The sequence below is a fragment of the Acidisoma sp. 7E03 genome, assembly GCF_054665075.1.
Window position 1 is genome coordinate 91,413 of record NZ_BAAFHE010000007.1, and the last position, 23,542, is coordinate 114,954.

The 23,542-nt window shown below is 66.7% G+C and carries 22 protein-coding genes; 6 read left to right on the forward strand and 16 right to left on the reverse strand.

Annotation, left to right across the window (positions count from 1 at the left end; translation table 11 throughout):
- Window positions 1-39 precede the first annotated feature (39 nt).
- Complete coding sequence (locus ACYQ6W_RS12470; RefSeq protein ID WP_459675638.1) at window positions 40-1,476, reverse strand: aldehyde dehydrogenase family protein; 1,437 nt, start codon at window positions 1,474-1,476, stop codon at window positions 40-42.
- 132 nt (window positions 1,477-1,608) lie between these two features.
- Between ACYQ6W_RS12470 and ACYQ6W_RS12475 the strand changes: the two genes are divergently transcribed.
- Both ACYQ6W_RS12475 and ACYQ6W_RS12480 read left to right on the forward strand, forming a co-directional pair.
- Window positions 1,609-2,994: an FAD-binding oxidoreductase gene (locus ACYQ6W_RS12475; protein ID WP_459675640.1), complete on the forward strand. Its 1,386-nt coding sequence runs from the start codon at window positions 1,609-1,611 to the stop codon at window positions 2,992-2,994.
- Between the two features lie 4 nt (window positions 2,995-2,998).
- Window positions 2,999-3,991, forward strand: coding sequence for an LLM class flavin-dependent oxidoreductase (locus tag ACYQ6W_RS12480; RefSeq protein ID WP_459675642.1), 993 nt, complete (start codon window positions 2,999-3,001; stop codon window positions 3,989-3,991).
- Between the two features lie 8 nt (window positions 3,992-3,999).
- Here the strand turns inward: ACYQ6W_RS12480 and ACYQ6W_RS12485 are convergent, their stop codons facing one another.
- Both ACYQ6W_RS12485 and ACYQ6W_RS12490 read right to left on the reverse strand, forming a co-directional pair.
- The gene (locus ACYQ6W_RS12485; RefSeq protein WP_459675643.1) at window positions 4,000-4,641 is read right to left on the reverse strand and encodes a cysteine hydrolase family protein; all 642 of its coding nucleotides are present in this window, start codon (window positions 4,639-4,641) and stop codon (window positions 4,000-4,002) included.
- Between the two features lie 59 nt (window positions 4,642-4,700).
- Entirely contained in the window at window positions 4,701-4,931 is a 231-nt protein-coding gene (locus ACYQ6W_RS12490; protein WP_459675644.1) for a tautomerase family protein, read from the reverse strand.
- Window positions 4,932-5,113: 182 nt separating this feature from the next.
- On the opposite strand from ACYQ6W_RS12490, the gene ACYQ6W_RS12495 reads away from it, so the two are divergent.
- A complete protein-coding gene (locus tag ACYQ6W_RS12495; protein ID WP_459675646.1) occupies window positions 5,114-6,733 on the forward strand; it encodes an ABC-F family ATP-binding cassette domain-containing protein in 1,620 nt (539 codons plus the stop codon).
- A gap of 67 nt (window positions 6,734-6,800) precedes the next feature.
- Here the strand turns inward: ACYQ6W_RS12495 and ACYQ6W_RS12500 are convergent, their stop codons facing one another.
- The 7 genes from ACYQ6W_RS12500 to ACYQ6W_RS12530 form a co-directional block, all read right to left on the reverse strand.
- Window positions 6,801-7,799 (reverse strand): hypothetical protein, encoded by a 999-nt coding sequence (locus ACYQ6W_RS12500; protein WP_459675647.1) that lies wholly within the window; start codon window positions 7,797-7,799, stop codon window positions 6,801-6,803.
- A gap of 138 nt (window positions 7,800-7,937) precedes the next feature.
- Window positions 7,938-8,552 carry a phosphoribosyltransferase family protein gene (locus ACYQ6W_RS12505; protein WP_459675648.1) on the reverse strand — a complete coding sequence of 205 codons (615 nt, stop codon included), beginning with the start codon at window positions 8,550-8,552 and terminating at the stop codon, window positions 7,938-7,940.
- Window positions 8,549-9,484 carry a sugar kinase gene (locus ACYQ6W_RS12510; RefSeq protein ID WP_459675650.1) on the reverse strand — a complete coding sequence of 312 codons (936 nt, stop codon included), beginning with the start codon at window positions 9,482-9,484 and terminating at the stop codon, window positions 8,549-8,551. Before ACYQ6W_RS12510 ends, ACYQ6W_RS12505 begins: the two co-directional genes overlap by 4 nt.
- An 18-nt stretch (window positions 9,485-9,502) precedes the next feature.
- On the reverse strand, window positions 9,503-10,129 hold the full coding sequence (locus ACYQ6W_RS12515) for a bifunctional 4-hydroxy-2-oxoglutarate aldolase/2-dehydro-3-deoxy-phosphogluconate aldolase (protein ID WP_459675651.1): 627 nt from the start codon (window positions 10,127-10,129) through the stop codon (window positions 9,503-9,505).
- A 30-nt stretch (window positions 10,130-10,159) separates the two neighbouring features.
- The gene (locus ACYQ6W_RS12520; protein ID WP_459675869.1) at window positions 10,160-11,539 is read right to left on the reverse strand and encodes a pyridoxal phosphate-dependent decarboxylase family protein; all 1,380 of its coding nucleotides are present in this window, start codon (window positions 11,537-11,539) and stop codon (window positions 10,160-10,162) included.
- Window positions 11,540-11,701: 162 nt separating this feature from the next.
- A complete protein-coding gene (locus tag ACYQ6W_RS12525; RefSeq protein WP_459675653.1) occupies window positions 11,702-11,836 on the reverse strand; it encodes a hypothetical protein in 135 nt (44 codons plus the stop codon).
- A gap of 192 nt (window positions 11,837-12,028) precedes the next feature.
- Window positions 12,029-12,541 carry a DUF3429 domain-containing protein gene (locus tag ACYQ6W_RS12530; RefSeq protein ID WP_459675655.1) on the reverse strand — a complete coding sequence of 171 codons (513 nt, stop codon included), beginning with the start codon at window positions 12,539-12,541 and terminating at the stop codon, window positions 12,029-12,031.
- Between the two features lie 168 nt (window positions 12,542-12,709).
- Between ACYQ6W_RS12530 and ACYQ6W_RS12535 the strand changes: the two genes are divergently transcribed.
- Window positions 12,710-14,053 carry a hemolysin family protein gene (locus ACYQ6W_RS12535; protein WP_459675657.1) on the forward strand — a complete coding sequence of 448 codons (1,344 nt, stop codon included), beginning with the start codon at window positions 12,710-12,712 and terminating at the stop codon, window positions 14,051-14,053.
- Window positions 14,050-14,799, forward strand: a complete 750-nt coding sequence (locus tag ACYQ6W_RS12540) for an alpha/beta hydrolase (RefSeq protein ID WP_459675659.1) — start codon at window positions 14,050-14,052, stop codon at window positions 14,797-14,799. The genes ACYQ6W_RS12535 and ACYQ6W_RS12540 overlap by 4 nt, the downstream gene beginning before the upstream one ends.
- 19 nt (window positions 14,800-14,818) lie before the next feature.
- Here the strand turns inward: ACYQ6W_RS12540 and ACYQ6W_RS12545 are convergent, their stop codons facing one another.
- The 5 genes from ACYQ6W_RS12545 to ACYQ6W_RS12565 form a co-directional block, all read right to left on the reverse strand.
- Complete coding sequence (locus ACYQ6W_RS12545; protein WP_459675660.1) at window positions 14,819-15,046, reverse strand: hypothetical protein; 228 nt, start codon at window positions 15,044-15,046, stop codon at window positions 14,819-14,821.
- Window positions 15,047-15,140: 94 nt separating this feature from the next.
- Window positions 15,141-16,571, reverse strand: coding sequence for an efflux transporter outer membrane subunit (locus tag ACYQ6W_RS12550; RefSeq protein ID WP_459675661.1), 1,431 nt, complete (start codon window positions 16,569-16,571; stop codon window positions 15,141-15,143).
- Window positions 16,568-18,163: an MFS transporter gene (locus tag ACYQ6W_RS12555; protein ID WP_459675663.1), complete on the reverse strand. Its 1,596-nt coding sequence runs from the start codon at window positions 18,161-18,163 to the stop codon at window positions 16,568-16,570. The genes ACYQ6W_RS12550 and ACYQ6W_RS12555 overlap by 4 nt, the downstream gene beginning before the upstream one ends.
- Window positions 18,160-19,215, reverse strand: coding sequence for an HlyD family secretion protein (locus ACYQ6W_RS12560; protein WP_459675665.1), 1,056 nt, complete (start codon window positions 19,213-19,215; stop codon window positions 18,160-18,162). The genes ACYQ6W_RS12555 and ACYQ6W_RS12560 overlap by 4 nt, the downstream gene beginning before the upstream one ends.
- A 220-nt stretch (window positions 19,216-19,435) precedes the next feature.
- Window positions 19,436-21,034: an aminotransferase-like domain-containing protein gene (locus tag ACYQ6W_RS12565; RefSeq protein WP_459675666.1), complete on the reverse strand. Its 1,599-nt coding sequence runs from the start codon at window positions 21,032-21,034 to the stop codon at window positions 19,436-19,438.
- A 216-nt stretch (window positions 21,035-21,250) separates the two neighbouring features.
- On the opposite strand from ACYQ6W_RS12565, the gene ACYQ6W_RS12570 reads away from it, so the two are divergent.
- Window positions 21,251-23,227 (forward strand): AI-2E family transporter, encoded by a 1,977-nt coding sequence (locus tag ACYQ6W_RS12570; protein ID WP_459675667.1) that lies wholly within the window; start codon window positions 21,251-21,253, stop codon window positions 23,225-23,227.
- On the opposite strand, the gene ACYQ6W_RS12575 is transcribed toward ACYQ6W_RS12570, so the two are convergent.
- Window positions 23,162-23,530, reverse strand: coding sequence for a DUF423 domain-containing protein (locus tag ACYQ6W_RS12575; RefSeq protein ID WP_459675669.1), 369 nt, complete (start codon window positions 23,528-23,530; stop codon window positions 23,162-23,164). The genes ACYQ6W_RS12570 and ACYQ6W_RS12575 overlap by 66 nt on opposite strands.
- Between the last annotated feature and the right edge of the window lie 12 nt (window positions 23,531-23,542).

Consider the following 23,542-nt stretch of genomic DNA (forward strand, 5'->3'; position numbering starts at 1 on the left):
GCCAGACGGCGCCCTTTCTTTTGGCCAACCTCGTCTCGATCAGTCCGCCGCTTCCCCCCAGCCGACGATGCCTTTGATCTCGGTGAAGTCGTCGAGGCCCCAATGGGACCATTCGCGCCCATTGCCGGACTGCTTGAAGCCGCCGAAGGGGGCAGAGATCTTGGTGGGCGGCGCATTGATGTACACCGTGCCGGCGCGCATGCGGGAGGCGACGCGGCGCGCCTTCTCCAGATCTTCGGACTGGATATAGGCGGCGAGGCCGTATTCCGTGTTGTTCGCTTCGGCGATCGCGCCCTCTTCCGTGTCATAGGGCATGATGGAGAGCACCGGCCCGAAGATCTCTTCCTTCGCGATGCGCATCTCCGGTGTCACATTGGCGAAGACGGTGGGGCGCACGTAGTAGCCCTTCGTCAGCCCATCCGGCATGCCGGGGCCACCGGCCACCAGCTCCGCGCCCTCGTCGATGCCGGACTGGATCAGATTCTGGATCTTGTCGAACTGGACGCGGCTGACGACCGGGCCGAGATTGGAATTCTCACTGCGCGGATCGCCCACCGTGAAGTTGGCGGCGGCTTGGCGCGCGAGTTCCTTGACCTCTTCGTGCCGGTCCCGTGGCACCAGCATGCGGGACGGCGCGTTGCAGCTCTGGCCGCTGTTGCTGAACATGTTCGCGACGCCCTCCGGCACGCGGCGGGCGAAATCGGCCTCCGGCAGCAGGATGTTCGGCGACTTGCCGCCGAGTTCCTGATGCACGCGCTTGACGGTCTCGGCCGCCGCCTTGGCCACCAGGATGCCGGCCCGGGTGGAGCCGGTGAAGGACATCATGTCCACATCCTTGTGAGAGGAAAGCGCGGCGCCGACGACGCCACCTTCGCCATGCACCATGTTGAAGACGCCCTTCGGCACGCCTGCCGCATGCATCGCTTCGGCGAAGATGACGGCGGTAATGGGCGCGATTTCGGAGGGCTTCAGCACCATGGTGCAGCCCGCGGCGATGGCGGGGCCGACCTTGCAGGTGATCTGGTTCAGCGGCCAGTTCCAGGGCGTGATCATGCCGACGACGCCGATCGGCTCGCGCACGATCTTCATGTCGCCTTCCATGTAGGAGAATTTGTACTCCTTCATCACCCGGATCATTTCACGCAGATGGGCTTGGCCGATCCAGGCCTGGGCGGATCGGGCGAAGGCCAGCGGCGCGCCCATCTCCTGGCTGCAAGCGACCGCGATATCCTCATACCGCTTGTCGTATTCGGCGAGGATCGCTTCCATGAGCTCAAGCCGTTCTTTCGGCGAGGTGCGGGAGAAGCTGTCGAAGGCGCGGCGGGCGGCCATGACGGCGCGGTCGATGTCTTCCGCGGAACCCGCCGAGATCTGGGTGAAGACCTCCTCGGTCGAGGGATCGATCACGTCGATCGTCTTCGGCGTGATCGGGTCCACCCAGGCGCCGTCGATATAGAATTTCAGATTATTGCTCATGCCGTCGCCGCTCCCTGGCCCAGATCTTGGATCATGGGGCGGGATCATCGCCGCCATTTACGCTTCCGGCAACTCCCTCCTGTGCGATCAGCGCGGCTGGGCAGGTTCGGCGCTTTGCGCGACACTTGCCGGATGCGCCAAGACCTCATCGATAGCCTGGTCCGTGAGGCCAGCACCTTCCTCGGCTCCCGCATCAGCACGGGCGACAGTATTCGTGACCAGCACAGCCACGGCGAGGGCTCCTTCCCCCCGGGAATGCCGGATGTGGTGGCCTTCCCCGAGACGACGGAAGAGGTCTCCCGTCTCGTCGCCCTGGCGCATGCGCGCGGCCTGCCGGTCATCGCCTTCGGCACCGGCACCTCGCTTGAAGGGCATGTGAATGCCGTGCAGGGCGGCCTGACCATCGACCTCTCGCGTATGGACCGGATCCTGGAGGTGAATGCCGAGGATATGGACTGCCGCATCGAAGCCGGCGTGGTGCGCAGCAAACTCAACGAATATCTGCGCGATCAGGGCCTCTTCATGCCGATCGATCCGGGCGCCGATGCCTCCCTGGGCGGCATGTGTGCGACGCGCGCTTCCGGCACCAATGCCGTGCGCTACGGCACCATCCGAGACAATGTCCTCGGCCTCACCGTGGTTCTCGCGGATGGCCGGGTGATCAAGACCGGTGGCCGCGTGCGCAAATCCTCCACCGGCTATGATCTCACGCGGCTCTTTATCGGCTCGGAAGGCACGCTCGGCATCATCACGGAAATCCAGCTCAAGCTGCACGGCATTCCGGAAGCGATCTCCTCCGCCACCTGCCAGTTCGAGAGCCTGGCCGCCGCGGTGCAGACGGTGATCGAGGTGATGCAGGCGGGCGTGCCCATCGCGCGCATCGAGCTGCTGGACGAGGTGCAGATGGAAGCCTGCATCGCCTATTCCAAGCTTACCGGCTTCGAGGCGCTGCCCAGCCTCTTCTTCGAGTTCCACGGCACGCCGGCCGGTGTGCGGGAGCAGGCGGAGATCGTCGAGGGGATCGCCATCGAGAATGGCGCGCAGGGCTTTGCCTGGGCAACCGACCCCGAGGCGCGGAACCGGCTGTGGAAGGCACGGCACGATGCCTATTGGGCCTGCCGCGCCCTCAAGCCCGCCTATGGCGCCTTCATCACCGATACCATCGTGCCGGTCTCGAAACTCGCCGAGGCGGTGCTGGGGGTGAAGGAGGACATCCTGGCCTCCGGCCTGCTCGCGCCGATGGTGGGCCATGTGGGGGACGGCAATTTCCACACCGTCATCCTGGTGCCGCCGGAGGAGGGCGGCCGGGAGCGCGCCTGGGCGCTGGATCGTGCGATCGTCGACCGCACCCTCTCCTTGGGCGGCTCCTGCTCGGGCGAGCACGGTGTGGGCGCCGGCAAGCGCGACTTCCTGATGCGGGAGCATGGGGCGGAGACGCTATCCGTGATGCGCAGCCTCAAGCTGGCGCTCGACCCCAAGGGCATCATGAACCCCGGCAAGCTGCTGCCGGAAGGATGACGGCATGACCGCGATCTCCATCCTCGACCTCGTCCGCGTGCGCGAAGGCAGCACGCCGCGCGCTGCTCTCGACCATGCGCGGGATCTGGCGGCGCATGCCGAAGGCTGGGGCTATCGGCGCTTCTGGGTCGCCGAGCACCACAACATGCAGGGCATCGCGAGTGCGGCGACCGCCGTCGTCATCGCCCATGTCGCCGCCGGCACGCAGCACATCCGGATCGGCGCCGGCGGCATCATGCTGCCCAACCATGCGCCGATGGTGATTGCCGAGCAGTTCGGCACGCTCGCCCAGCTCTTTCCCGGCCGCATTGATCTCGGCCTCGGCCGTGCGCCGGGCACTGACCAAACCACGGCCTATGCGCTACGACGCTCCTTCGCCAATGCAGACAATTTCCCGCAGGACGTGCTGGAACTGCAGGCCTATCTGGCCCCGGCACGGGAAGGTCAGCGCCTGTTCGCCGTGCCAGCGACGGGGACCGAGGTGCCGCTGTGGATTCTGAGCTCCAGCACCTTCGGCGCGCAGCTCGCCGCCGAACTCGGCCTGCCTTACGGTTTCGCCTCGCATTTCGCACCCGACCTGCTGATGCCGGCGCTGGAGATCTATCGCCGCCGTTTCAAACCCTCGGCGCAGTCGGACCGGCCCTATGCGATGGTTGGCGTGAACGTGATCGCCGCCGAGACCGATGCGGAGGCGCGGATGCTGGCGACGACGCAGCAGATGTCCTTCACCAATATCTTCCGGGGTCAGCGCGGGCTCAGCCAGCCGCCGATCGCGGATATCGAGACCTATTGGTCCCCGGCCGAGAAGGCGCAGGCGATGCGGATGCTGGGCTGTAGTGTGGTGGGTAGCCGGGAGACGGTGCGGCAAGGGCTGGCCGCCCTTGTCGAACAGACCGGCGCCGACGAGCTGATGATCGTCTCGGATGTCTATGACCACAACCTCCGGCTGCGCTCCTTCCGCATGATTGCAGAGGTGATGGGCGCGCAGCCGGACTAAGGTGCGCCTTACGCCGTGTAGCCCCGCGAGGTGTCGGCGGCAGCCGCAGCACCGGTGAGTTCGCCGAGGAAAGCCTCATGCGTCATGGGGCGGGAGAACATCGGGTAGTTCGCCGCGATCGCGAAGCGCTGCGCCTCCTCACTCACCGTCGCCGTGCAGTCGGTCAGCGTCACCACGTCGAAGCCCTTTTCATAGCCGGTGCGCATGGTCGATTCGACACAGCAATTGGTGAGGAACCCGCCGAGCGCGATGGTCTTGATGCCCCGCGCGCGCAGGATGAAATCGAGATTGGTGGAGGCGAAGGCATCCAGGCCGCGCTTGCCCTCGATCACGATATCGCTCTCCTCGGGTGCCAGCACGTCGACGATCTCGGCGCCCCAGCTGCCTTTGCGGAAAGCCTTGGTGTCCACCACGCCCTTGAGGATGCCGTAGGGCGCGGGGCTGATCTCGCGATAATCGGGCGCGAAGCTGATCGGTGAATGCACGATGAGCGCGCCGGCCTCGCGCGCCTGTTTCACGAGGGCGGCGGTATGGCCCAGCATGCCGGTGCTCTGGATGACGGGCTTCACCGCCTCATGCAGTGCGCCGCCTTCTGAGGTGAAATCATTCTGGTATTCGATGAGGACGACGGCAGTGGTTTCAGGGGACATTGGACGGCTCCTCTCTTGCAGTCATCGTTTCTGAGGCCGGCATTAAGACCGGTTTTGACTCAGCCTGGCGTGTAGCCGGGCTTCTTGTAGAGCGTCTCGGGCTTGTTCGTGATGTCGGGATGATAGACCTGTTCCGCCCAGTCATCCTGCGCGAATTCCTCGATGCTGACCGAGACGAGGTCTTCCGACAGTCCAGCGCTGGTGGCGACCGCGGCTGTCACCGCAGCCGCGATGTCCTGCTTGAGCTGTTCCGATCGCCCGGTTGTCAGTTTGACAATGACATGCGGCATTTTTGTTCTTCCTTGGTCCGTAAGGGCGCAGCCTGGCGAGACTACTGGGCATCGCCGCGCGCGCCTACGGTCTTTCCGCTGCCGGCCCGATCTTCCTTCGCCGCCGTGCGGTTTCCGTCTTCACCCTCTTGCTGTAAAGGGCCGGACGACTGGCTGTAGCCGCCCGAGGACCCTGACGACCCATGATTCGCCTGGACAATATCAGCAAGCAGAACGGGCAGCGGCTCGTCTTCGTCGAGGCCTCGGCCGCCCTGCAGAAGGGGGAGAAGATCGGCCTCGTCGGCCCCAACGGCGCCGGCAAGACGACGCTCTTCCGTCTCATCACCCGTGAGGAGGAACCGGACGAAGGCCAGGTTCTGGTTGAGCGCGGCGTCTCCATCGGCTTCTTCAGCCAGGACGTGGGCGAGATGGCGGGCCGCTCGGCGGTCGCCGAGGTGATGGACGGTGTGGGGGATGTGAGCGCCGTCGGCGCGGAGCTGGCTGAACTCGAAACCGCCATGGCCGATCCGGAGCGGTTCGACGAGTTGGAGGCAATCCTCGAACGTTTTGGCGAGGTGCAGGCTCGGTTCGAGGAATTGGGCGGCTATGCCCTCGAATCCCGCGCGCGGGAAGTGCTGCATGGCCTGGGCTTCTCCCAGGAGATGATGGACGGCGATGCCGGGCGCCTGTCCGGCGGGTGGAAGATGCGCGTGGCGCTGGCCCGCATCCTGCTCATGCGGCCGGATGTCATGCTGCTGGACGAACCTTCGAACCATCTCGACCTCGAAAGCCTGATCTGGCTGGAGCAGTTCCTGCGCGGCTATGACGGCGCGCTGATCATGACCTCGCACGATCGCGCCTTCATGAATCGCGTCGTCGGCAAGATCATGGAGATCGATGGCGGCACGCTCACCGTCTATTCCGGCGACTACGAATTCTACGAGCAGCAGCGCGCGCTGAACGAAAAGCAGCAGCAGGCGCAGTTCGAGCGGCAGCAGGCGATGCTCGCCAAGGAAATCGCCTTCATTGAGCGCTTCAAGGCCCGCGCCTCTCATGCGGCGCAGGTGCAGAGCCGGGTGAAGAAGCTCGACAAGATCGACCGCGTGGAGCCGCCGAAGCGCCGCCAGACGCTGGCCTTCGATTTCCCGAGCCCGCCCCGCTCGGGCGAGGACGTCGCCAATCTGCGCGGCGTACACAAACGCTACGGCAATCGCGTGATCTATGACGGGCTTGACCTGATGATCCGCCGCAAGGAGCGCTGCTGCGTGCTCGGCGTGAACGGCGCCGGCAAATCGACGCTGCTCAAGCTGGTGGCGGGCTCAACCGAGCCGGATGCGGGCTCCGTCAGCATCGGCGGCAGCGTGAAGATGGGCTATTTCGCGCAGCACGCGATGGAACTTCTGGACGGCGAGAAGACTATTTTCGAGACGCTGGAGGCCGCTTTCCCGCGTGCCAACCAGGGTCAGCTTCGGGCACTTGCCGGCGGCTTCGGCTTTTCGGGGGACGAGATCGACAAGCGCTGCCGCGTGCTCTCGGGCGGCGAGAAGGCCCGGCTGGTGATGGCGCTGATGCTGTTCGAGCCGCCGAATTTCCTGGTGCTTGACGAGCCGACGAACCATCTCGACATCGCGACCAAGGAAATGCTGATCCGCGCGCTGTCCGAATACGAAGGGACCATGCTCTTCGTCTCGCATGACCGGCATTTCCTTGCCGCGCTCTCCAACCGCGTGCTGGAGCTGACGCCCGAGGGCGTGCACTACTATGATGGCGGCTATTCGGAATACGTGGCGAGCACAGGCCAGGAAGCGCCGGGCCTGCACTAAGGAAATGCTTAAAGCGGACAAGGCGGTTTAGGGCGCTTGAAGCGAGAAGAAGACGAGAGCCGGTCTTTCAAAAGGGGATATCGTCTTCTTGGTCGGTTCGAGGGTGTGGCAAAGCATCCTCTGGTAACTGCACATTATGGACGATAAACAAGTTGAGTATGTCATTCCTGTCCATGAACATGATCTGGCTGCGCTTCGTCGCATCTAGCATGCCAGCAAGGAGTTGCTGCGCCGCCTTTGTGATTTCGCCGCCGGCCACGATGAAGGCATGATCCACCAATACTTTCCGGTTGGTCTCCGGGTCGAAAATTTCATGCGCCAACATCATTAATGCTTGATTGTAGATTTCTGCAATGTTTGCGTTCGTGCCTTTCGATACTCCAGAAGAGTCGAGCTTTCCCTTTTTGGCTTGGATACCGAAGTATAGGTAATGCTGCGTGGGCAGTTGGTAGCGCATCCAAATGTCTTTGCCGAACTCATTCGACTTGTCCTTATGTCCCCCCGCTGTAATGCGATGAAAGCCAGCCTGGCGTAGCATCGGAAGAAGCACTTTCTCGATCAGCTCGTCCTCGGAGCACTTATCCAGGTAGGCAGCGAGCTGCGCGCTTCGCATTACCTCGGCGGCTGAGAAGGGACGGTGCGGACTTATCGACATCCCTGCCACCTTCTTCGTGCCAATGTGCCTGATGTAGCACTGCTTGTCTTCAGCGTAGAAGGCCTCGAATCCCTCCCGAGCGAGCGCCGTATTGAGGGCTTTTAACGCTCCTAGCCGGTCTTGCCCTTCATTCGTCGCCTCCTCAGGATCCATGAGGGCGCGGATGACGCGACAGAAAGTTTCGGGCGGCGTATGGTTATCTGGGTGCGGCTCTTCCAAAATCTTCTTGAGCGTCTCGGCAGCCCAGGATGCTCGGCTTGAGCCGTCGTGGGCATAATCCGTGTCGGCATCGCGGAAGAAACGCGTGATGTAGTAGCTGCTGCGGTAAGGAAAGAATGAAGTTTCCTCTCTCCCTTGCGGGATGCAAATCATCTCGGCGATCTCGTCGATCGTACGATCCTTCCACTTCACGGAAACTCCTCCTCGTCCCGTCGCGCAGCTTAGCATTCATGTTGCTAAGCCATCGGTTAAAGACATACTGGCCGATTGAGTGGACCGAAGGCCATAGGGTAGGCTTCAGCCCGCCCGACCATTGCGCTGATAATGGCTTTACAGCGTTTCCGGGATCGGCGCGGCCGCGCCGTTCTCGATGCGATAGACGGGAATATGGGCGAGGCCGCGGAGCAGCGCCGCATCTTCGCCGAGAGCGCCCTTCCAGTCGTGACCCTCGGTCAGGATTACGCCGATACCGGCGATCTCGGCGCCCGCGCGGCGCAGCAGCCGCAGCATGGCGGCGAGGCTCGACCCCGTCGATGCGACGTCATCGACCAGGAAGACGCGCCGGCCTTCGAGCAAAGGCACCGAGCGGCGGTCCAGCATCAGTGCTTGTTCGCCATGCGAGGTGATGGATTTGACGCTTTCGCGCAGGGCATCCGCGAGATGGATCTTGGGCGACTTCTGCAGGATCACGTAGTCATCAAGGCCGAGCGCGCGGCTCACTTCCATCGCCACGGGGATTCCGAGGGTCGCAGCCCCCACAACAATCTCCGGTGCCAGCGGCCTTGCGATCTCGGCGAGTGCTCGGCCCGCGCGTTCACCGAAGGCGATCCCTTGATCGATCACCATCAGCAGGGCGATGGCGATGCTCTCGTTCAGGGCGACGAGCGGCAGCGGCGTCTCGACACCGCCGATGATGATCGGATGATGGGTGGGGGTGAGGCTCATCGGTTGCGCATCGCCATGGCGGCCCAGATCTCCGGGGTGCGTGGAATGGGTGCGATCGCACCATAGCTCGTGGTCGAAATGGCGGAGGCGACGGCCGCGTAATGCCCGGCGTCGTCCGGCGGGTCGCCGGCCAGCAGCCGCGCCAGGGCCGCGCCGCAGAAGGTCTCGCCGGCGCCCGTCATGTCCACGGCGGCGGCGGGGAAAGCATTGATGCGCATCCGCATCTCGGGCGTGGCGAGAAAGACGCCCTCCAAGCCCATCTTCAGCATGACGAGGCCGGGGCCGAGGCCGAGGTAGAAATCGAGGATCGCATCGGGATCTGTCAGACCGGTCAACGCCGCGGCATCCTCGAGCGCCGTCATGGCGATGTCGGCTTCGCCGACGGCGGCATGGATCAAGGCGGCGGCCCGGCGCGGCGCCCACAGCGCGGGGCGGTAGCTGGTGTCGACAGCGATCGCGACGCCGTGCTGCCGGGCGGTGGCGAAGGCGTGGAAGACGGCATCGGCCGCACTGTCCGACAGACCGAGGCTGATGCCACTCGCGAAGACGATGCGGGCGGCGGCGATGGCCTTCTCGGGAATGTCGGCCGGCGTCAGCGTGCTCGCGGCCGAGCCCGGGCGCCGGTCGCTCACCCGCGGTCCCTCGGGGGACAGGGTGACGAAGTAGAGACCCGTGGGATGGCTCGCGGAACGGCGGACATGGGTGGCTTCGATGCCCTCTTCGGCCCAGAGGCCAGTCAGCGTGTCACCCGCGGCATCCTGGCCGATCACCGAGACATAGCCCGTCTTCGCGCCCTGGCGGGCGGCGGCGACGGCGACGATGGCGCTGTCCCCCCCGAAGCCCTGGGCATAGAGAATGCGGCCGTCCGGGAGCGGCGGCTGCTGGACGAATTCCAGCAGAGGCTCTCCGATGCAGATGAGGTCGGCCGCCATCCCCTGATCCTTCCGTGCTCAGGCCGTGGCGAGAATCTGCTGCGCCACCGCCGTCACCGCCGCCTGGTCCCCGGCCGCAACCAGGCTTTCGTCGACGAGCTTGCCGCCCATGCCGACGAAGGCCGCGCCCGCCTTGAGATAGGCGCCAAGATTGCTGGGATCGACCCCGCCCGTGGGGCAGAAGGTGACACCGGGGAAGACGCTCGCGAGCGCCTTCACATGGCCCGGGCCGCCGGCCGAGGCCGCGGGGAAGACCTTCACCACATGGGCGCCGGCCTTGAGCGCCGCGCGCACTTCGGTGGGGGTGGTGGCGCCCGACATCAACACGGCGCCGGCCGCGCGGCAGGGGGCCACAAGATCGGGATCGACCCAGGGCGAGACGACGAAGCGGGCGCCGGCGCGCAGGCAGGTATCCGCGGTCTCCGCATCCGGCACCGTGCCGGCACCAACGAGAAGCGCTGGATCCGAGGAAAGTTCCCGGATCAGCGCGGGCGCATCCGGAATGGTCATGGTGATCTCGAAGATCCGCAGGCCGGCGTCATAGAGCCAGCGCACGGCGGTCGCGGCATGGGCCGCGTTCTTCATCCGTACGACAGGCACCACGCGCGCCGCCTTGAGTTGCCCGATCAGGGGATGCTCGCTCATAGCCTCGTCCTCTTCATCCGTGCCGCCATCTTAGCCGGCTTTTCCAATCCTGGCGCGCCCCGCGTCCAGCACCGCCTGGACGAGGGCATCGGCATCCTCTGGCCGGGCGCGATGATTGACGAAAGCGGCGCGGATCGCGAGAGCGCCGCCGATGCGGGTGGTGGAGGGCGCGGCGAGACCCGCCTCCTGGATGTCGGCTACGATCTCCGCATTGAACTGGTCGAGATCCGCGGCCGGACCGCGATGGCGGAAGCACACGATGTTGAGCGGCACCGGGGCCAAACGCTCGAGTGCTGGCGTCGAGTCGATGCGGGCGGCGAGATGGTGGGCGACGGCGCAGGTGGCATCGGCCACCGCGCCCAGCCGTGCAGCGCCGAAGCTCTGCAGGGCGAACCAGAGCTTGAGGGCGCGGAAGCCGCGCGAGAGATCGGGCCCGAGATCGCAGGGCCAGGGCGCATTGGCGGCGAGCCCGCGGGCGCTCGCCGAGAGATAGGCGGCGTCGGAGGCGAAGGTCGCGATCTGGTCCTGCTGGTCGCGTACCAGGATGCAGCCGGCGTCATAGGGCGCCTGCGCCCATTTATGGAAATCGAAAGCGATGGACCGGGCCCGTTCCACGCCGGCAACCCGCGGGGCGAGGCTCGGGGAGAGGGCGGCCAGCGCGCCGAAGGCGCCATCGACATGAAACCAGAGGCCTTCTGCGGCCGCGATGTCGGCCAGCGCCGCCAGATCGTCGAAGGCACCGACATCGACGGAGCCCGCCGAGCCGACGAGAAGGAACGGGGTGAAGCCGGCCGCCCGATCTTCTGCGATGGTGCGGGCGAGGGCCTTGGGATCCATACGGAAATCCGAATCCACGGGAATGCGGCGGAGCGCGGCACTACCGAGGCCCGCCATGTCGAGCGCATCGGGCACGCAGCGATGCACGCCGGTGCTGGCATAGGCGGTGAGACGCGCCGCCCCCACGCCCTGCACCCGGCTCTCCGGCCCGAGGGCCGCCTGGCGCGCCATGAGAACGGCGATGAAGTTCGCCATGGAACTGCCGGTGACGAGCAGGCCGCTCGCGCTTTCGGGCAGCCCGAAGGCGGTTGCGGCCCAGCGGATCACCTGACGTTCGGCCTCGATCGGTGCGTGATCGCGGCCGCCGAGATTGGCGTTGAGGCCGCCCGCGAGCATTTCGGCCAGCATGCCGAGCGGCGTGCCGCCGCCATGCACCCAGCCGACGAAGCGGGGATGCGTATTGCCGGTGGCATAGGGGAGGATGGTGTCGCGAAATCGCTCATAGACGGCGGCAGGATCGTCGCCGGTGACAGGAAGCGGCGCGCGGAAGCCCGCGCGAATGTCTGCCGGAAGGGGTTGCCACACCGGGCGCTGCCGCACGTCCCGCAGATGGTCCAGCATGTCGTCGAGCATCCGGTGGCCGAGGGCGCGGAACGCCTCCCAGTCCTCAGGGTCGAGATCGGCTGCCGCCGGATGGTTCGTGGGGAAATCGTTCAATGGGCCGCCCTCGCATCAGGGAAGCCCGTTGAGAAGTGTTGCGGCGGCGCCGTCAAGCCGCCGCGAGAAAAACCTGCCTCAGCAGCGGCCGCCCCAGGCGCCGACCCACTGCTGGTCCCGGTGCAGGCCGCCGATGTCCAGCCCCGAACGTCCGAAGGTCTCGAAGCCGCCGAAGCCCGTCTGTGTTGTCCAATCGCGTTCCGCGGGTTCCATCGCAGCAGGGACCGTCTTTGCCGCGGTCGTTTTCGAAGTGGCCGATGAGACCTTGAAGAACATCATCTTGCTCCGCTTTCGTCGTGATCGCGGCCTAATTAAGACACATTTGCGCCATAATCGCCACCGAACGGAGCCAAAGGCTCGATCACAATTTGCGGCAGAACTGTGACATAAAGCAAAATCAAATGCTTAGAAGGTGATTCTGCCTCCCGACAGTTTGACCACGAGCGTGGTGGTGAGCAGAGCGACGACGATCACAGTCAGCACCCAGCGCAGCCAGATGTAGCGCGCCGGCACCCAGCCGCGGCGATAGCCGTCATGCTCCGCCACATTCGTCGCCAGGAAACCAGCGATGAGAATGCAGAGGGCGATCGCCGGGGACGGCAGCAACGCATTCACCAAAATCGCGACCCAACCGACGAGCGCCGGTACGACTCCCAGCACGAGGCGGGGCTTGTGCGCCGGGTCGCGGCTGGTGGGCGGTGGCGCAAGGCCCGCGAGGGAGGCCGGCGGCTCGGCGAGCGCGAAGCCCCAATGCACGGCGCCGAGGAAGGAGAGGATGACGGCGCCATAGCCGATGAGGGCGGTCAGCGGCCGCAGATCGGCCGGGCGAGGCCAGGCGCAGGCGAGGTAGGCGGCGACCAGGAAGGGTATGAGGCCGAGCAGGCCGAGCAGCAGAACCAGGGGCGGGGGCGTTCGCATCGACATCCTCATCCTCGACAGTTGATCTCCGGGCCGCCGGACCTTCCTGGGGAAGCCAGGGCCGCCTGGATGTTATAGGAAGATCGGGTGGAGCAGGCCTTTTGCACCTGCGCTACCATGGGATTGCGCGTGTCCATTCATGGCCGCGACAGAGGAGGCCGGCAAGGCGTGGAGATCTGGTTCGAAAGCATCGGCATTCTGGTGCTGATTTTGATCAACGGACTGTTCGCCTGCAGCGAATTGGCACTCGTCTCGGCGCGCCGGGCCCGGCTTGCCGTGCTCGAGCGCAAGGGTGTCGCGGGGGCGACCGTCGCCCGCCGGCTGGCCGACAACCCCAGCGTCTTTCTGCCGACGGTGCAGGTCGGGATCACCCTCGTCAGCGTCATCACCGGCATGTTCAGCGGCGAGCGCATTACCGGAGACGTGGAGCTGGCGCTGCAGCATCTCGGAGTGCCCACGGGGCTCGCCCATGCCGCGGCCTTCTTCCTCACCGTGGTGCTCATCACCTTCCTCACCATGGTGCTGGGCGAATTGGTGCCCAAGCAGCTCGCACTCCGCCGGCCGGAGATGGTGGCGGCGCGTGCCGCGCCCATGCTCACCGTCATCGCCCGGTTCGCGACGCCGGCCGTCTGGCTGCTCAGCAAGACCTCGGCCGGGATCCTCCGCTTCTTCGGCGTCTCGGGCAGCCGCCCGGAGGTGCCGAGCGAAGAGGAGCTGCGCGCGCTTCTCGCCGAAAGCACCCAATCCGGTGTGCTCGAGAGCGAGGAGAAGCTGATGATTGAGCGCATTCTCCGCCTCGCCGACAAGCCAGTGCGCGCCATCATGACGCCGCGGACGGAAATCGCCTGGATCGACCGCAGCGGGCCGAAGGAGGACATGATCGCCAAGCTGCAGACGCAGCAGCATTCTCGCTTCGTGGTGGGCGATGGTTCGATCGACAATGCCATCGGCATCGTTCAGGCGAAGAAGCTGCTGGGGCAGATGCTGGGAGGCGCTCCCCTCAACCTCGACGCCGCCATCCTGCAGCCGATGATCGTGCCCGATGCGATCAGCGCGCTCGACGCCTTCGAGCGGCTGAAGGGGGACGGCAACGGCATGGCCTTCGTCATCGACGAATACGGCAGCTTCGAAGGGCTGATCACCGCGGCCGACATGTTGGAGGCGATCGTCGGCGAAGTGGACGAAAACGTCGCCGAGCATGGCGGCCCCGAGGCCGAAGAGACGGAAGAAACGAGCTTCCAGCTCGACGGCCTCATGCCGCTCGACGAGCTGATGGAGAAGCTGTCCCTTACCGACGTGCCGTCCCGCGGCACCTATCACACCGCGGGTGGTTTGGTGCTCGCTTTGCTGCGCCGCGTGCCCCAGGTAGGTGACCGCATCGTTTTCGGCGGCTGGCGTTTCGAAGTCCTGGCCATGGATGGCCGGCGTGTCGACCGGCTGAGCGCCGAGCGCGAAGGCGAGGTCGAGGGCGCCGAGGCGCCGCGCGCCGGGGACGAGGAGATGGCGGAATGACGGAGCAGAGCGGGCGCGTAACGCGTGCCGACGGCGTGGACCTTGCGTGGAAGCGCCACACTGGCGCGGGGCCGACCGTGGTGTTCCTGCCGGGCTTCAAGAGCGACATGGAGGGCAGCAAGGCCCTCTTCCTGGCCGATTGGGCGCGGGAAATGGGGCGTTCCCTCCTGCGCCTCGACTATTCCGGCCATGGCGTGAGCGGCGGCCGCTTTGAGGACGGCACGATCGGTCAGTGGACCGAGGATGCGCTGGCGGTGATCGATGCGACGACGGAGGGACCGCTGCTTCTCATCGGCTCCTCCATGGGCGGCTGGATCGGTCTCAGGGTCGCGCTCGCGCGGGCCACGCGGGTGGAGGGCTTCGTCGGCATCGCCGCCGCGCCTGACTTCACCGAAACCTTGATCTGGCAACCCATGCCGGAAGCCCATCGGGCCGAGCTCATGTCCCGTGGCGTGCTCTACGCCCCGAGCGACTACGGCGAGCCTCTGCCGATCACGCGGCGCCTGATCGAAGATGGGCGCCGGCACCTCCTCATGGAGGCCGAGATTCCGCTGACCTGTCCTGTACGGCTGCTGCAGGGCCAACGGGATGCGGACGTGCCCTGGCAGACCGCCGTGTCACTGGCGGAGCGGCTGGCCGCGACGGATGTTCGTGTCACCTTGATCAAGGACGGCGATCATCGCCTGTCCCGTCCGGCGGATCTCGCGCTGCTGCGCGAAACGGTGGAGGAATGGCCAGCCGGCTGAACCCGGCTGGCCGCGGCCTTCACCCGCCGGCGCGGCCCACATAGGTCATGTCCATCGCGACCTGCGGGCGGCGCAGCAGTTCGAAGCCGGACAGGTGGAGATAGTCGACGAGCCGCTCGGCCGTGATGCGGGCGAGCTGCTCATCCTTGCGGCGGCGACCGCGCGCCCCGGGCCAGCTCCGCAGTACGAAGGCGAGTTCCTGGACGACTTCCTGGTCTTCGGCGGGACGCAGCGAAGGATCAAGCATGACGTGAACCTCGTTGTGAGAACGCCGTCAGGCTAGCGAATAAAACAGGAACAAGGCAAGAACATTTTCTAACCCTGCTGTAACCTGCTCGGGATCAGGCAGGCGGCGGCACCGGTTCCCAGCCGCCGCCGAGCGCCTTGAAGAGCCCGATCTGGTCCTGGATCAGCGCCGCATCCGAGGCCGCGACCGCCTGATCCGCCGAGACCTTGGTCTGTTCCGTCGTCAGCAGGTCGAGATGACTGATGCCCCCCGCCAGATACTGGGCTTGCGCGATCGTCAGCGCCTGCCCGGCCTCCGACGCCGCCTCCGCGAGCGCCGCATGATGCTGCAACTCGGCCTGATAGGCGGCGAGGGCCTGGGCCGTCTCCTTCAGCGCCGTCAGCACCGTAGCGTCATATTGCGCGAGCGCGCCGCGCGCGACGGCGCGGCTTTGCGCGAGCTTCGCCAGCGGCCCGGCGAGGTTCGGGAAGCTCCAGCTGATGGCGGGTCCCACTCCCCAGGTCAGGCCGGAATTGGAACCGAGCAGCGTGATCTGATTGCTGGCCCCGCCATAGAAGCCGGTGAGGGTGACGCGCGGAAAGAGATCGGCCTTGGCGACGCCGATCTCGGCGAGGGCCGTCGCCAGCTTGCGGTCGGCTTCGCGGATGTCGGGCCGGCGGCGCAACAGGGCGGCGCCATCGCCCACCGGCACGGGCTCGGAAAGCTGCGGCGGCGTCACGCAGGCGAGCACGTCGCGCGGCGCCTCGGCCGGGGTGCGGCCGAGCAGAGCGGTGAGTTCGAGGAGAGCGGCCTGCCGCTGGCCTTCCAGCGGCGGCAGGATGGCCTGCACCTGCGCGACCAGGGTCTTTGAGCGCACGACGTCGAAATCCGTGCCAGCGCCTGCGATCCGGCGATTTTCGACGATGCGCAATTCGTTCTGGGAGACGTCGAGCGAATGCTGCGCGACCGAGAGCTGCAGCCCGAGGGCGCAGACCGAAGCATAGGCACGCGTGGTCTCCGCCGCGATCGTTGCGCGCAAGCCATCGCGCGCGGCAGCGACGGCCTCGGCATTGTCCCGCGCCGCTTCGACGGAGCGGCGGACATGGCCGAAGAGGTCGATCTCGTAGGACACGTCGAAGGTCGCGTCGAACAGCCAGGTATCCTGCGGCTGGTGGCCCTCGGTTTCGAGAATGGTGTCAAGGGTGGAACTGCGGCCATAGGTTCCGCTGCCGGAGATCGCCGTCTGCGGCAGTTGCAGCGCGCGGGCGCCTTCGAAGATCGCACGGGCAGCGGCGATATTGGCTTCCGCGACACGGAGATCGTCATTGGCGGCGAAGGCCTGTTCGACCAGCGCATCAAGGCGCGGATCGTCATACAGCCGCCACCAGCCCGTCGGTAGGGGAGATGCACTGACAATCGTGGTGTCGTTCGGCGTGAGCGGTGCCGTAGCCCCCTGCGGCGGCACCGGGGGGTGATAATCGGGACCGAGCGTGCAGGCGGTCAGCGCCGTGGCCAGCAGTAGCGCGGCTGAGCGGAAGCGGCTCATCCGGCGGATGCCTTGCGAAAGAGTGGCCGGTGGGAGGCCGGCGTGCGCGGTGGCGCCGGCAGCAGCACGATCATCACGAACAGGCCGAGGGCGGCGCAGGCGGCGACCGCCACGAAGACGTCGATCGTCGCCTGCGTCGTCGCCTGCAGCCGCACGATGCGGGCGAGCAGTTCGGGGGCCGCCCCACCCTGGCCACCGTGTTGCTGGATGAGATGGGCATAGACGGACAGACGATCGTTCACGTCTTGCGCACCGGCCTGCAGGTGCTGGCCGATGAGGTTGGAGGCGCGCTGTTCGCGCAGCCGGGCTGTGGTCGAGACGAAGGCCTGCCCGACCTCGCCGCCGAAGAGGCGCGCGATCTGCAGCAAGGCGCCGAAGGACAGCGCATCCTGCGGGCGCAGATTGAGCACGCCGTTGAAGATGATGCCGGAGAGGGCGAAGCTCTGGCCGACGGCCTGCAACAGTTGCGACAGGAGGAACTGGTCTGAGCCCCAGCTCGGGGTCAGCGTATTGGCCACCATGAGGCAGGCGGCACCGACGAGGCAGAGACCGAGGGACGAGAGGATGCGCGGATCGGCGCGGCGCAGCATAAAGGCCGCGACGGGGCAGATGACGAGCTGCGGGATGGCGATCCAGATCAGCGTGTCGCCCACCTGCAAGGCGCGGAAGCCACGGACGCCGCCGAGGAAGTAGGGAATGAGGAAGGCGGTGGAGAGAATCGTCAAGCGCAGCAGCCCGATCATCAGCAGCAGATAGGGCATCGGTTTCCGGATGAGCACGGTGAAGTCGAGCCAGGGAAACGCCGCCATCTTTTCGTGCACGACGAAGGCCACGAGCATGAAGACACCGGCGAGAGCGAGGCCCCAGATCAGGCCGGAGCTTGTCCAATCAAGCCGGTTGCCCTGGTCGAGTGCGGCGTAGAGCAGCGCGAGGCCGAGGCCGCAGGCCGCGAGGCCGAAGGGATCGCGATGAATGGGCGTGGGTGGCGGCGGTTGGTAGCGCACCCCGAAATGGAGGCAGCAGGCCATGCCGAGGGCGAGCGGCACGTTCTGCCAGAAGATCCAATGCCAGGAGAGGTGATCGACGTACCATCCCTCGAGCGAGGCAGAGATGTTGAGCGATAGTTCGAGGTTGAGCGCATAGAGTACCACGCCATAGGCCCACAGCCTGAGCGGCATGTTGCGCAGGATGTAGCTCAAGGTCAGCGGGATGAAGCAGCCCGAGCCGAGACCCGAGATGAACATCAGCGTCAGCATTGTCGGCAGATTCTGCGACAACGGAATGACCGCTGAGGCGAGCGCGAAGACGAGGGCCGCGACGATGAGGATTCGGCGCGGCCCGAAGATGCTGCCGATCCAGACGGCGATGGGCGTGATCAGCATCTGCGCCACCGTGAAGGCGGTGGTGATCCAGGCGCCTTGATCGAAGGCGGCGTGAATCGCGCCCTCGACATCGGCGAGACCGAAGGTCGAGAGTCGGCCCGTCAGGGTCGAGATGAAGGTGCCGAGCAGGACCGCAAGCAGTCCGAGCCAAGGCACTGGCATCTCGGCGGGCGGTGCCGGTGGCGCGGTGGCAAGCGCGGCGCCGCTCATGAGCCGGCGGCGACCGAGTGGGTGTCGATCGTCGGGATCGCCGACATGCCGGCGCGTAGCCTGTCAGCCAGGCCATCCGCATCGGTGATCGCGATCTTGACGGTAATGCGTTGCACGATCTTCGTGAAATTGCCGGTCGCATTGTCGGGCGGCAGCAGCGCGAGTTCGGAGCCGGAGGCTGGGGAGATGGCGATCACCCGACCGTGCAGCAGGTGGTCCGGAAAACTATCCACCGTGATGGTCGCCGTATCACCCACGACGACATGGGTCAGCTGGGTCTCCTTGTAGTTGGCGCTGACCCAGACGAGCGGCAGTTCCGCGAGGGTGGTGATCTGTGTGCCCGGCGCGACATATTGCCCGGGCAAAACCTGGCGCTTGCCGATGGCGCCCGCGGTCGGCGCGGTGATGCGGGTATAGCCGAGATTGATCTGCGCCAGGCTGAGGGCGGCGCGCTGCGCCGCGAGCGTCGCTTCCGCCTGCTTCTGCTGCACGTCGAGCAGATGGAGCTGCTGGGTGACGGCGTCGGCCTCGGCCTGATTCTGCTGCAGCTGGGCGGCAAGTTCGGCATTGGCCGTGCCCGTCTTTTCCATGTCGGCCTGAGACGAGGATCCGGAGCGGAGCAGCTGGCGCTGGCGCGCAACGTCCCGCCCGCTTTGCGCGAGGCGCGCGCGCGTGCCGGCGACGACCGCCTGGGCGGCAGCGAGATTGGCAGCCAGCAACGGGCGGCGGGCGACGAGTTCCGCAATCGCGGCCTCGGCGCCTTGGATGCCAGCTTCTGCTTGGGCCACGCGCGCCCGATAGTCCCGGTCATCGATCTGGGCGATGAGCTGGCCCGCCGTGACGGTTGCGTAATCCTGCACGGGAACACGAGCGACATAGCCGGGAACCTGCGCGGCGAGGGGCGTCAGATTGGTCTGCAGATAGGCATCGGTCGTGGTCTGATAGCGCTGTTCGCCCTCCCAGCGATTCCACTGGGTATAGAAGACGTAGACGATTGCTGCCGCAACGAGAAAGGAGGCGAGCCGCAGAACGTTGCCGATGAAGCGCGACAAACGGGACCGTTTCGCGGGCGGTGGTGCAGCGGGTGCGGGACGCGGAGCGTCGGACGGCGCCAAGGAGTCCTCATCAGTTGCGGTTGCCGTTCCGGGCTCATCGTGGATTCCAAGAACCGCGTCAGTTCGATCATGACGCGAATGGCGCGGTCAAGGCCAGACGCTATTCGCGGCGCTTTTGAGAAATCTGGAACCACCGTCTCCCTGTCCACCGCGGGTGCTATGTCGCGTCCGCAATGAGCGCCGCCAACCGGTCTGCCGCCGCGTCCACCCAGTCCGGCCGAGCGCCGGCGAAGCTCAGCCGCAGGAAAGGGGCTGGGGCTTCGGCTGGGAACCAGTGCCGGCCCGCCCCCACCAGCACACCGGCGGCCGCGGCCCTGCGGGCAATGTCGAGATCGGAAAGGCCCGCGGGCAGGCTCATCCACAGATGCAGGCCGCCGGCCGGAATCTGCCGCAGGCAATGGGCGCCCAGCCGTGCTGTAACGGCCGCGGCCAGCAGATCGCGCCGGTGCCGCAATTCCGCCCGCAGCGCCTTGAGATGGCGAGGCCAGCCCGGCGCGGTCACGAGTTGCAATGCCGTCTCCTGCATCAGACCGGGGACGGAGAAATCATCGACGAGGCGCGCCATGCGCAGCCGCTCCAGCGCCGCGCCGCGCGCGCAGATGGCGCCGATGCGGAGGCCAGGTGCCGCGCTCTTGGTGAGCGAGCGGATATAGATGACGTGGCCATGCGCGTCGTCCTGGGCGAGCGGCGGTGGCGGGTCTCCTTCGAGAGCGAAGTCCCGCGCCCAGTCGTCCTCGATGAGAAAGGCGCCTGCGCGGCCGAGGATGTCGAGCACGGCCTGGCGGCGCGCAGGGGACAGCACGGCCCCGGTCGGGTTGGCGAAGGTCGGTTGGCAATAGAAGAGCCGCGCGCCGGTGCGGGCGAAGGCTTCCTCCAGCAGTTCGGGCCGCACGCCTTCGGCGTCGGTCGGCACGGGGATGAGCCGCAGCCCGGCGGCGACGGCCGCGGCGATAGCGCCGGTATAGCTCGGGCTCTCGATCAATACCGGGTCCCCGGCCTGGGCAAGGGCGCGGAAAGCGGCGGCGTTGGCGGCCTGGGTTCCGGGGCAGATGGTCACCTCGCCCGGACCGAAAGCTTCCCCCGCCTGGGAAGCAAACCAGGCACGCAGGGCCTCCAGCCCTTCGATCGGCACGCGCGCCCAGACGCCCGGGCGGCGGAGCGCACGGGCTCCGGCGGCGGCCAACTGGGTGAGCGGCAGGCTCTCTTCCGGCAGATAGCCGAGGTTCAGCGCCATAGCCTCCGGCGCCGGCATGCGCAGCAGGGCATTCAGTCCGTCGGCCACCGCGCGGGGTGAGCCGAGGGCAAGGCTTTGCCAGGCGTAGTCGACATCGGTGCGGGGGGCCGCGCCCTGCGGTTCACGCACAAAGGTGCCCTGGCCTGGGCGCGCTTCGATGAGCCCCGCCTGTACTAGGGTATCGATCGCTCGCTGCACCGTTACCGGGCTTACTCCATAGGCACGCATCACCTCACGCACCGAAGGCAGCCGCGTTCCGGGGGCGCCGGCGATCGCGAGATCCCTCAGGTATTGAGTAACGCGCTGAGTACTGTTATTCGTTTCCATGGAAAACATAGATAACGCTACTCTGTCTTCCTCGATAACGCAACCGGCCCGGGCGGGCACGAGCCGCCGGCGAATCGTCTGGCCGCGCGGGCTCTTGCGCCGCATTCTCAAAACCATGGCGGAACGGCGGGAGCTCGCAACCCTCGACGATCGTTTCTGGTCTGACATGGGCATCGGGCGGGGCGATGCGCTCATGGAATCACGCCGTCCCTTCTGGGATCTGCGGAGTCCGGCCGATCCCTCGCGCCGGCGCCGTGGCTGAGACCATTACCTGGCCGGACTGAGACCTCCGGCTGATCGGCAGCTCCCAGCGCGGGCGTGATCGACGCACCGTCTTCTGTCGCGGCCGTCTCGGCCTATATGCGAGCGGCCGGGGGTGACATGCCTGGCGCAGGGCAGAAAGGCGCGACCATGGCCGAGACCGCGGAAACCACCATGCTGCCCGGCGCCGGCGTTCCCGCGAGCGAGGCGCCGCGGCCGCAAGGCCTGCTCATCCTGCTCGTCTCGGTCGTCGTGGTGGCTGCGCTCTACCTCGCCAAGACCGTGCTGATCCCGATCACCCTCGCCGTGCTGCTGAGCTTCGTCCTCGGTCCCGTCGTCGGCCTGCTGCGCCGCCTGCACCTGCCGAAGGTCGCGGCGGTGCTGCTCTCCGTTCTATTCGCCCTCGTCGTCATTCTGCTCATCGGGGCGCTGATCGGCACGCAGATCGCCGATCTCGCCGGCAATCTCTCCAACTACCAGGCGACGATCCTGCGCAAGTTCGACGCGGTGCGGAGCGTCGTCAACGGCCAGATCGCCGCGGTGATGAGCCATCTCGGCCATGTCGCGGGACCGCCCGGGCACGTGGCCGGTGGACCAGCGGCGCCCAAGCCGAGCCCTGGGGCGGCCGCGGCCAATGTCGTGCCGGTGACGCTGGAATCCCCGCCGCCCTCCGCCTGGTCGCTGGCGCAGAGCCTGCTCGCCCCGGTCCTTCAGCCGATCGAGACCATCGGCATCGTCATCGTCTTCGCCATCTTCTTTCTGCTGCAAAAGGAGGATCTGCGCGACCGGCTGATCCGTCTTTTCGGCTCGAGCGACCTGCACCGGACGACGCTCGCGATCGACGATGCCGGCCGCAGGCTGTCCCGCTACTTTCTGATGCAGACCGGCATCAATGCCGGCTTCGGCGTCGTCATCTGCCTCGGCCTCACCTTCCTCGGTCTGCCCAACCCCATCCTCTGGGGCGTCATCGGCATGCTGATGCGCTTCGTGCCCTATATCGGCTCGCTCATTTCGGCCCTGCTGCCGGTGGCGCTCGCCGCGGCCGTGGACCCGCATTGGGGCCTTGCCATCTCCACCCTCGTCCTCTTCGTGGTGGTGGAAGGGATCACCAGCCAGATCGTGGAACCCATGACCTATGGCAGCACCACCGGGCTCTCGCCGGTCGCCGTGCTGGTCGTCGCCGTCTTCTGGGGATGGCTCTGGGGTCCGATCGGCCTGATCCTGTCGACGCCGATGACGCTCTGCCTCGTCGTCGTCGGACGCCATGTGAAACGGCTGGAATTTTTCGACGTGCTGCTGGGGGACAGGCCCGCGCTCACGCCTGTCGAAACCTTCTACCAGCGCCTGCTGGCGCATGACCCGGACGAGGTGCAGGAGCAGGCGGAGCAGCTGCTGCAGAGCCGGTCGCTCAGCGCCTATTATGATGGCGTGGCGCTGCCCGGTCTCGACCTTGCCGCCGGAGACATCCGGCGCGGCGCTCTGTCGGACGCCCAGGTGGCGCGGCTGCGCGAGGATCTCCTCGGCCTCATCGAAGAGCTCGACGGCTATGACGACGTCGACCCGCCGCACCGCCTCCGCGTGCGCGAGGTGGAAGTGGCCGGGGTGGAACGGCCCGGCCGGCAGGTTGTCAAGGAACCAGCGCCGGAAGTAGCCCTGCCGCCGGAGGTGGCAAGCCAGGCGGCGCCGCCCCTCGCCCTCTGCATCGCCGGCCGCGGTCCGCTCGACGATATGCCGACGGCGATGCTGGCGCAGCTCCTCCGCAAGCACGGCTTTGCCGTGAGGGTGGTGAGCTATGGGGCGGTCTCCCGCGCCGGCATCGCCACCCTGGAAACGACCGGTGTGGCCCTGCTGTGTATCGTGGGCCTCGAGACCGCCGGCGACCCGCCGTACCTGCGCTATATGCGGCGGCGCCTATCGCAACGGCTGCCCGACGTTCCCATCGTCTCCGGCGGCAGAGCCGATCTGCCCGCCGTCGAACGGGAGGCCGCAACGCCACGTCCCCTGTCCCTCCGCGACATGGTGATCGAGGCCGTGAGCCGCGTGCGTCTGCCGGGGCCCGAGTCAGCCGCGACGGAAGGCGAGGCTGGCGAGCGCAGCCCAGCCGGCCATGGTGAGGAAGCCGCCTGAGGGGGCAACGGCCGGCAGCTCGACCCCGCCGAGGGCGAGGGCGTACACCGCTGTGCAGAAGAGCAGGGTGCCAAGGGCGAAGCCGCTGCCTGCCAGCGTGACAGCGCGGCCGGGGCGGAGGCGGGCAAGCGCGCCACAGCCGACCAGCGCCAGCGCATGCCACATCTGCATCTCGATGGCGGTATGGACGAATCCGAGATTGGCGGGAGAGAGGCGCCCCGGCAGGGCATGGGCAGCAAGCGCCGCCATCATCACGCCCGTCAGCCCATAGATGCCGCCGATGCCGAGCCATACTCGATCCATGTCTTACCCTTC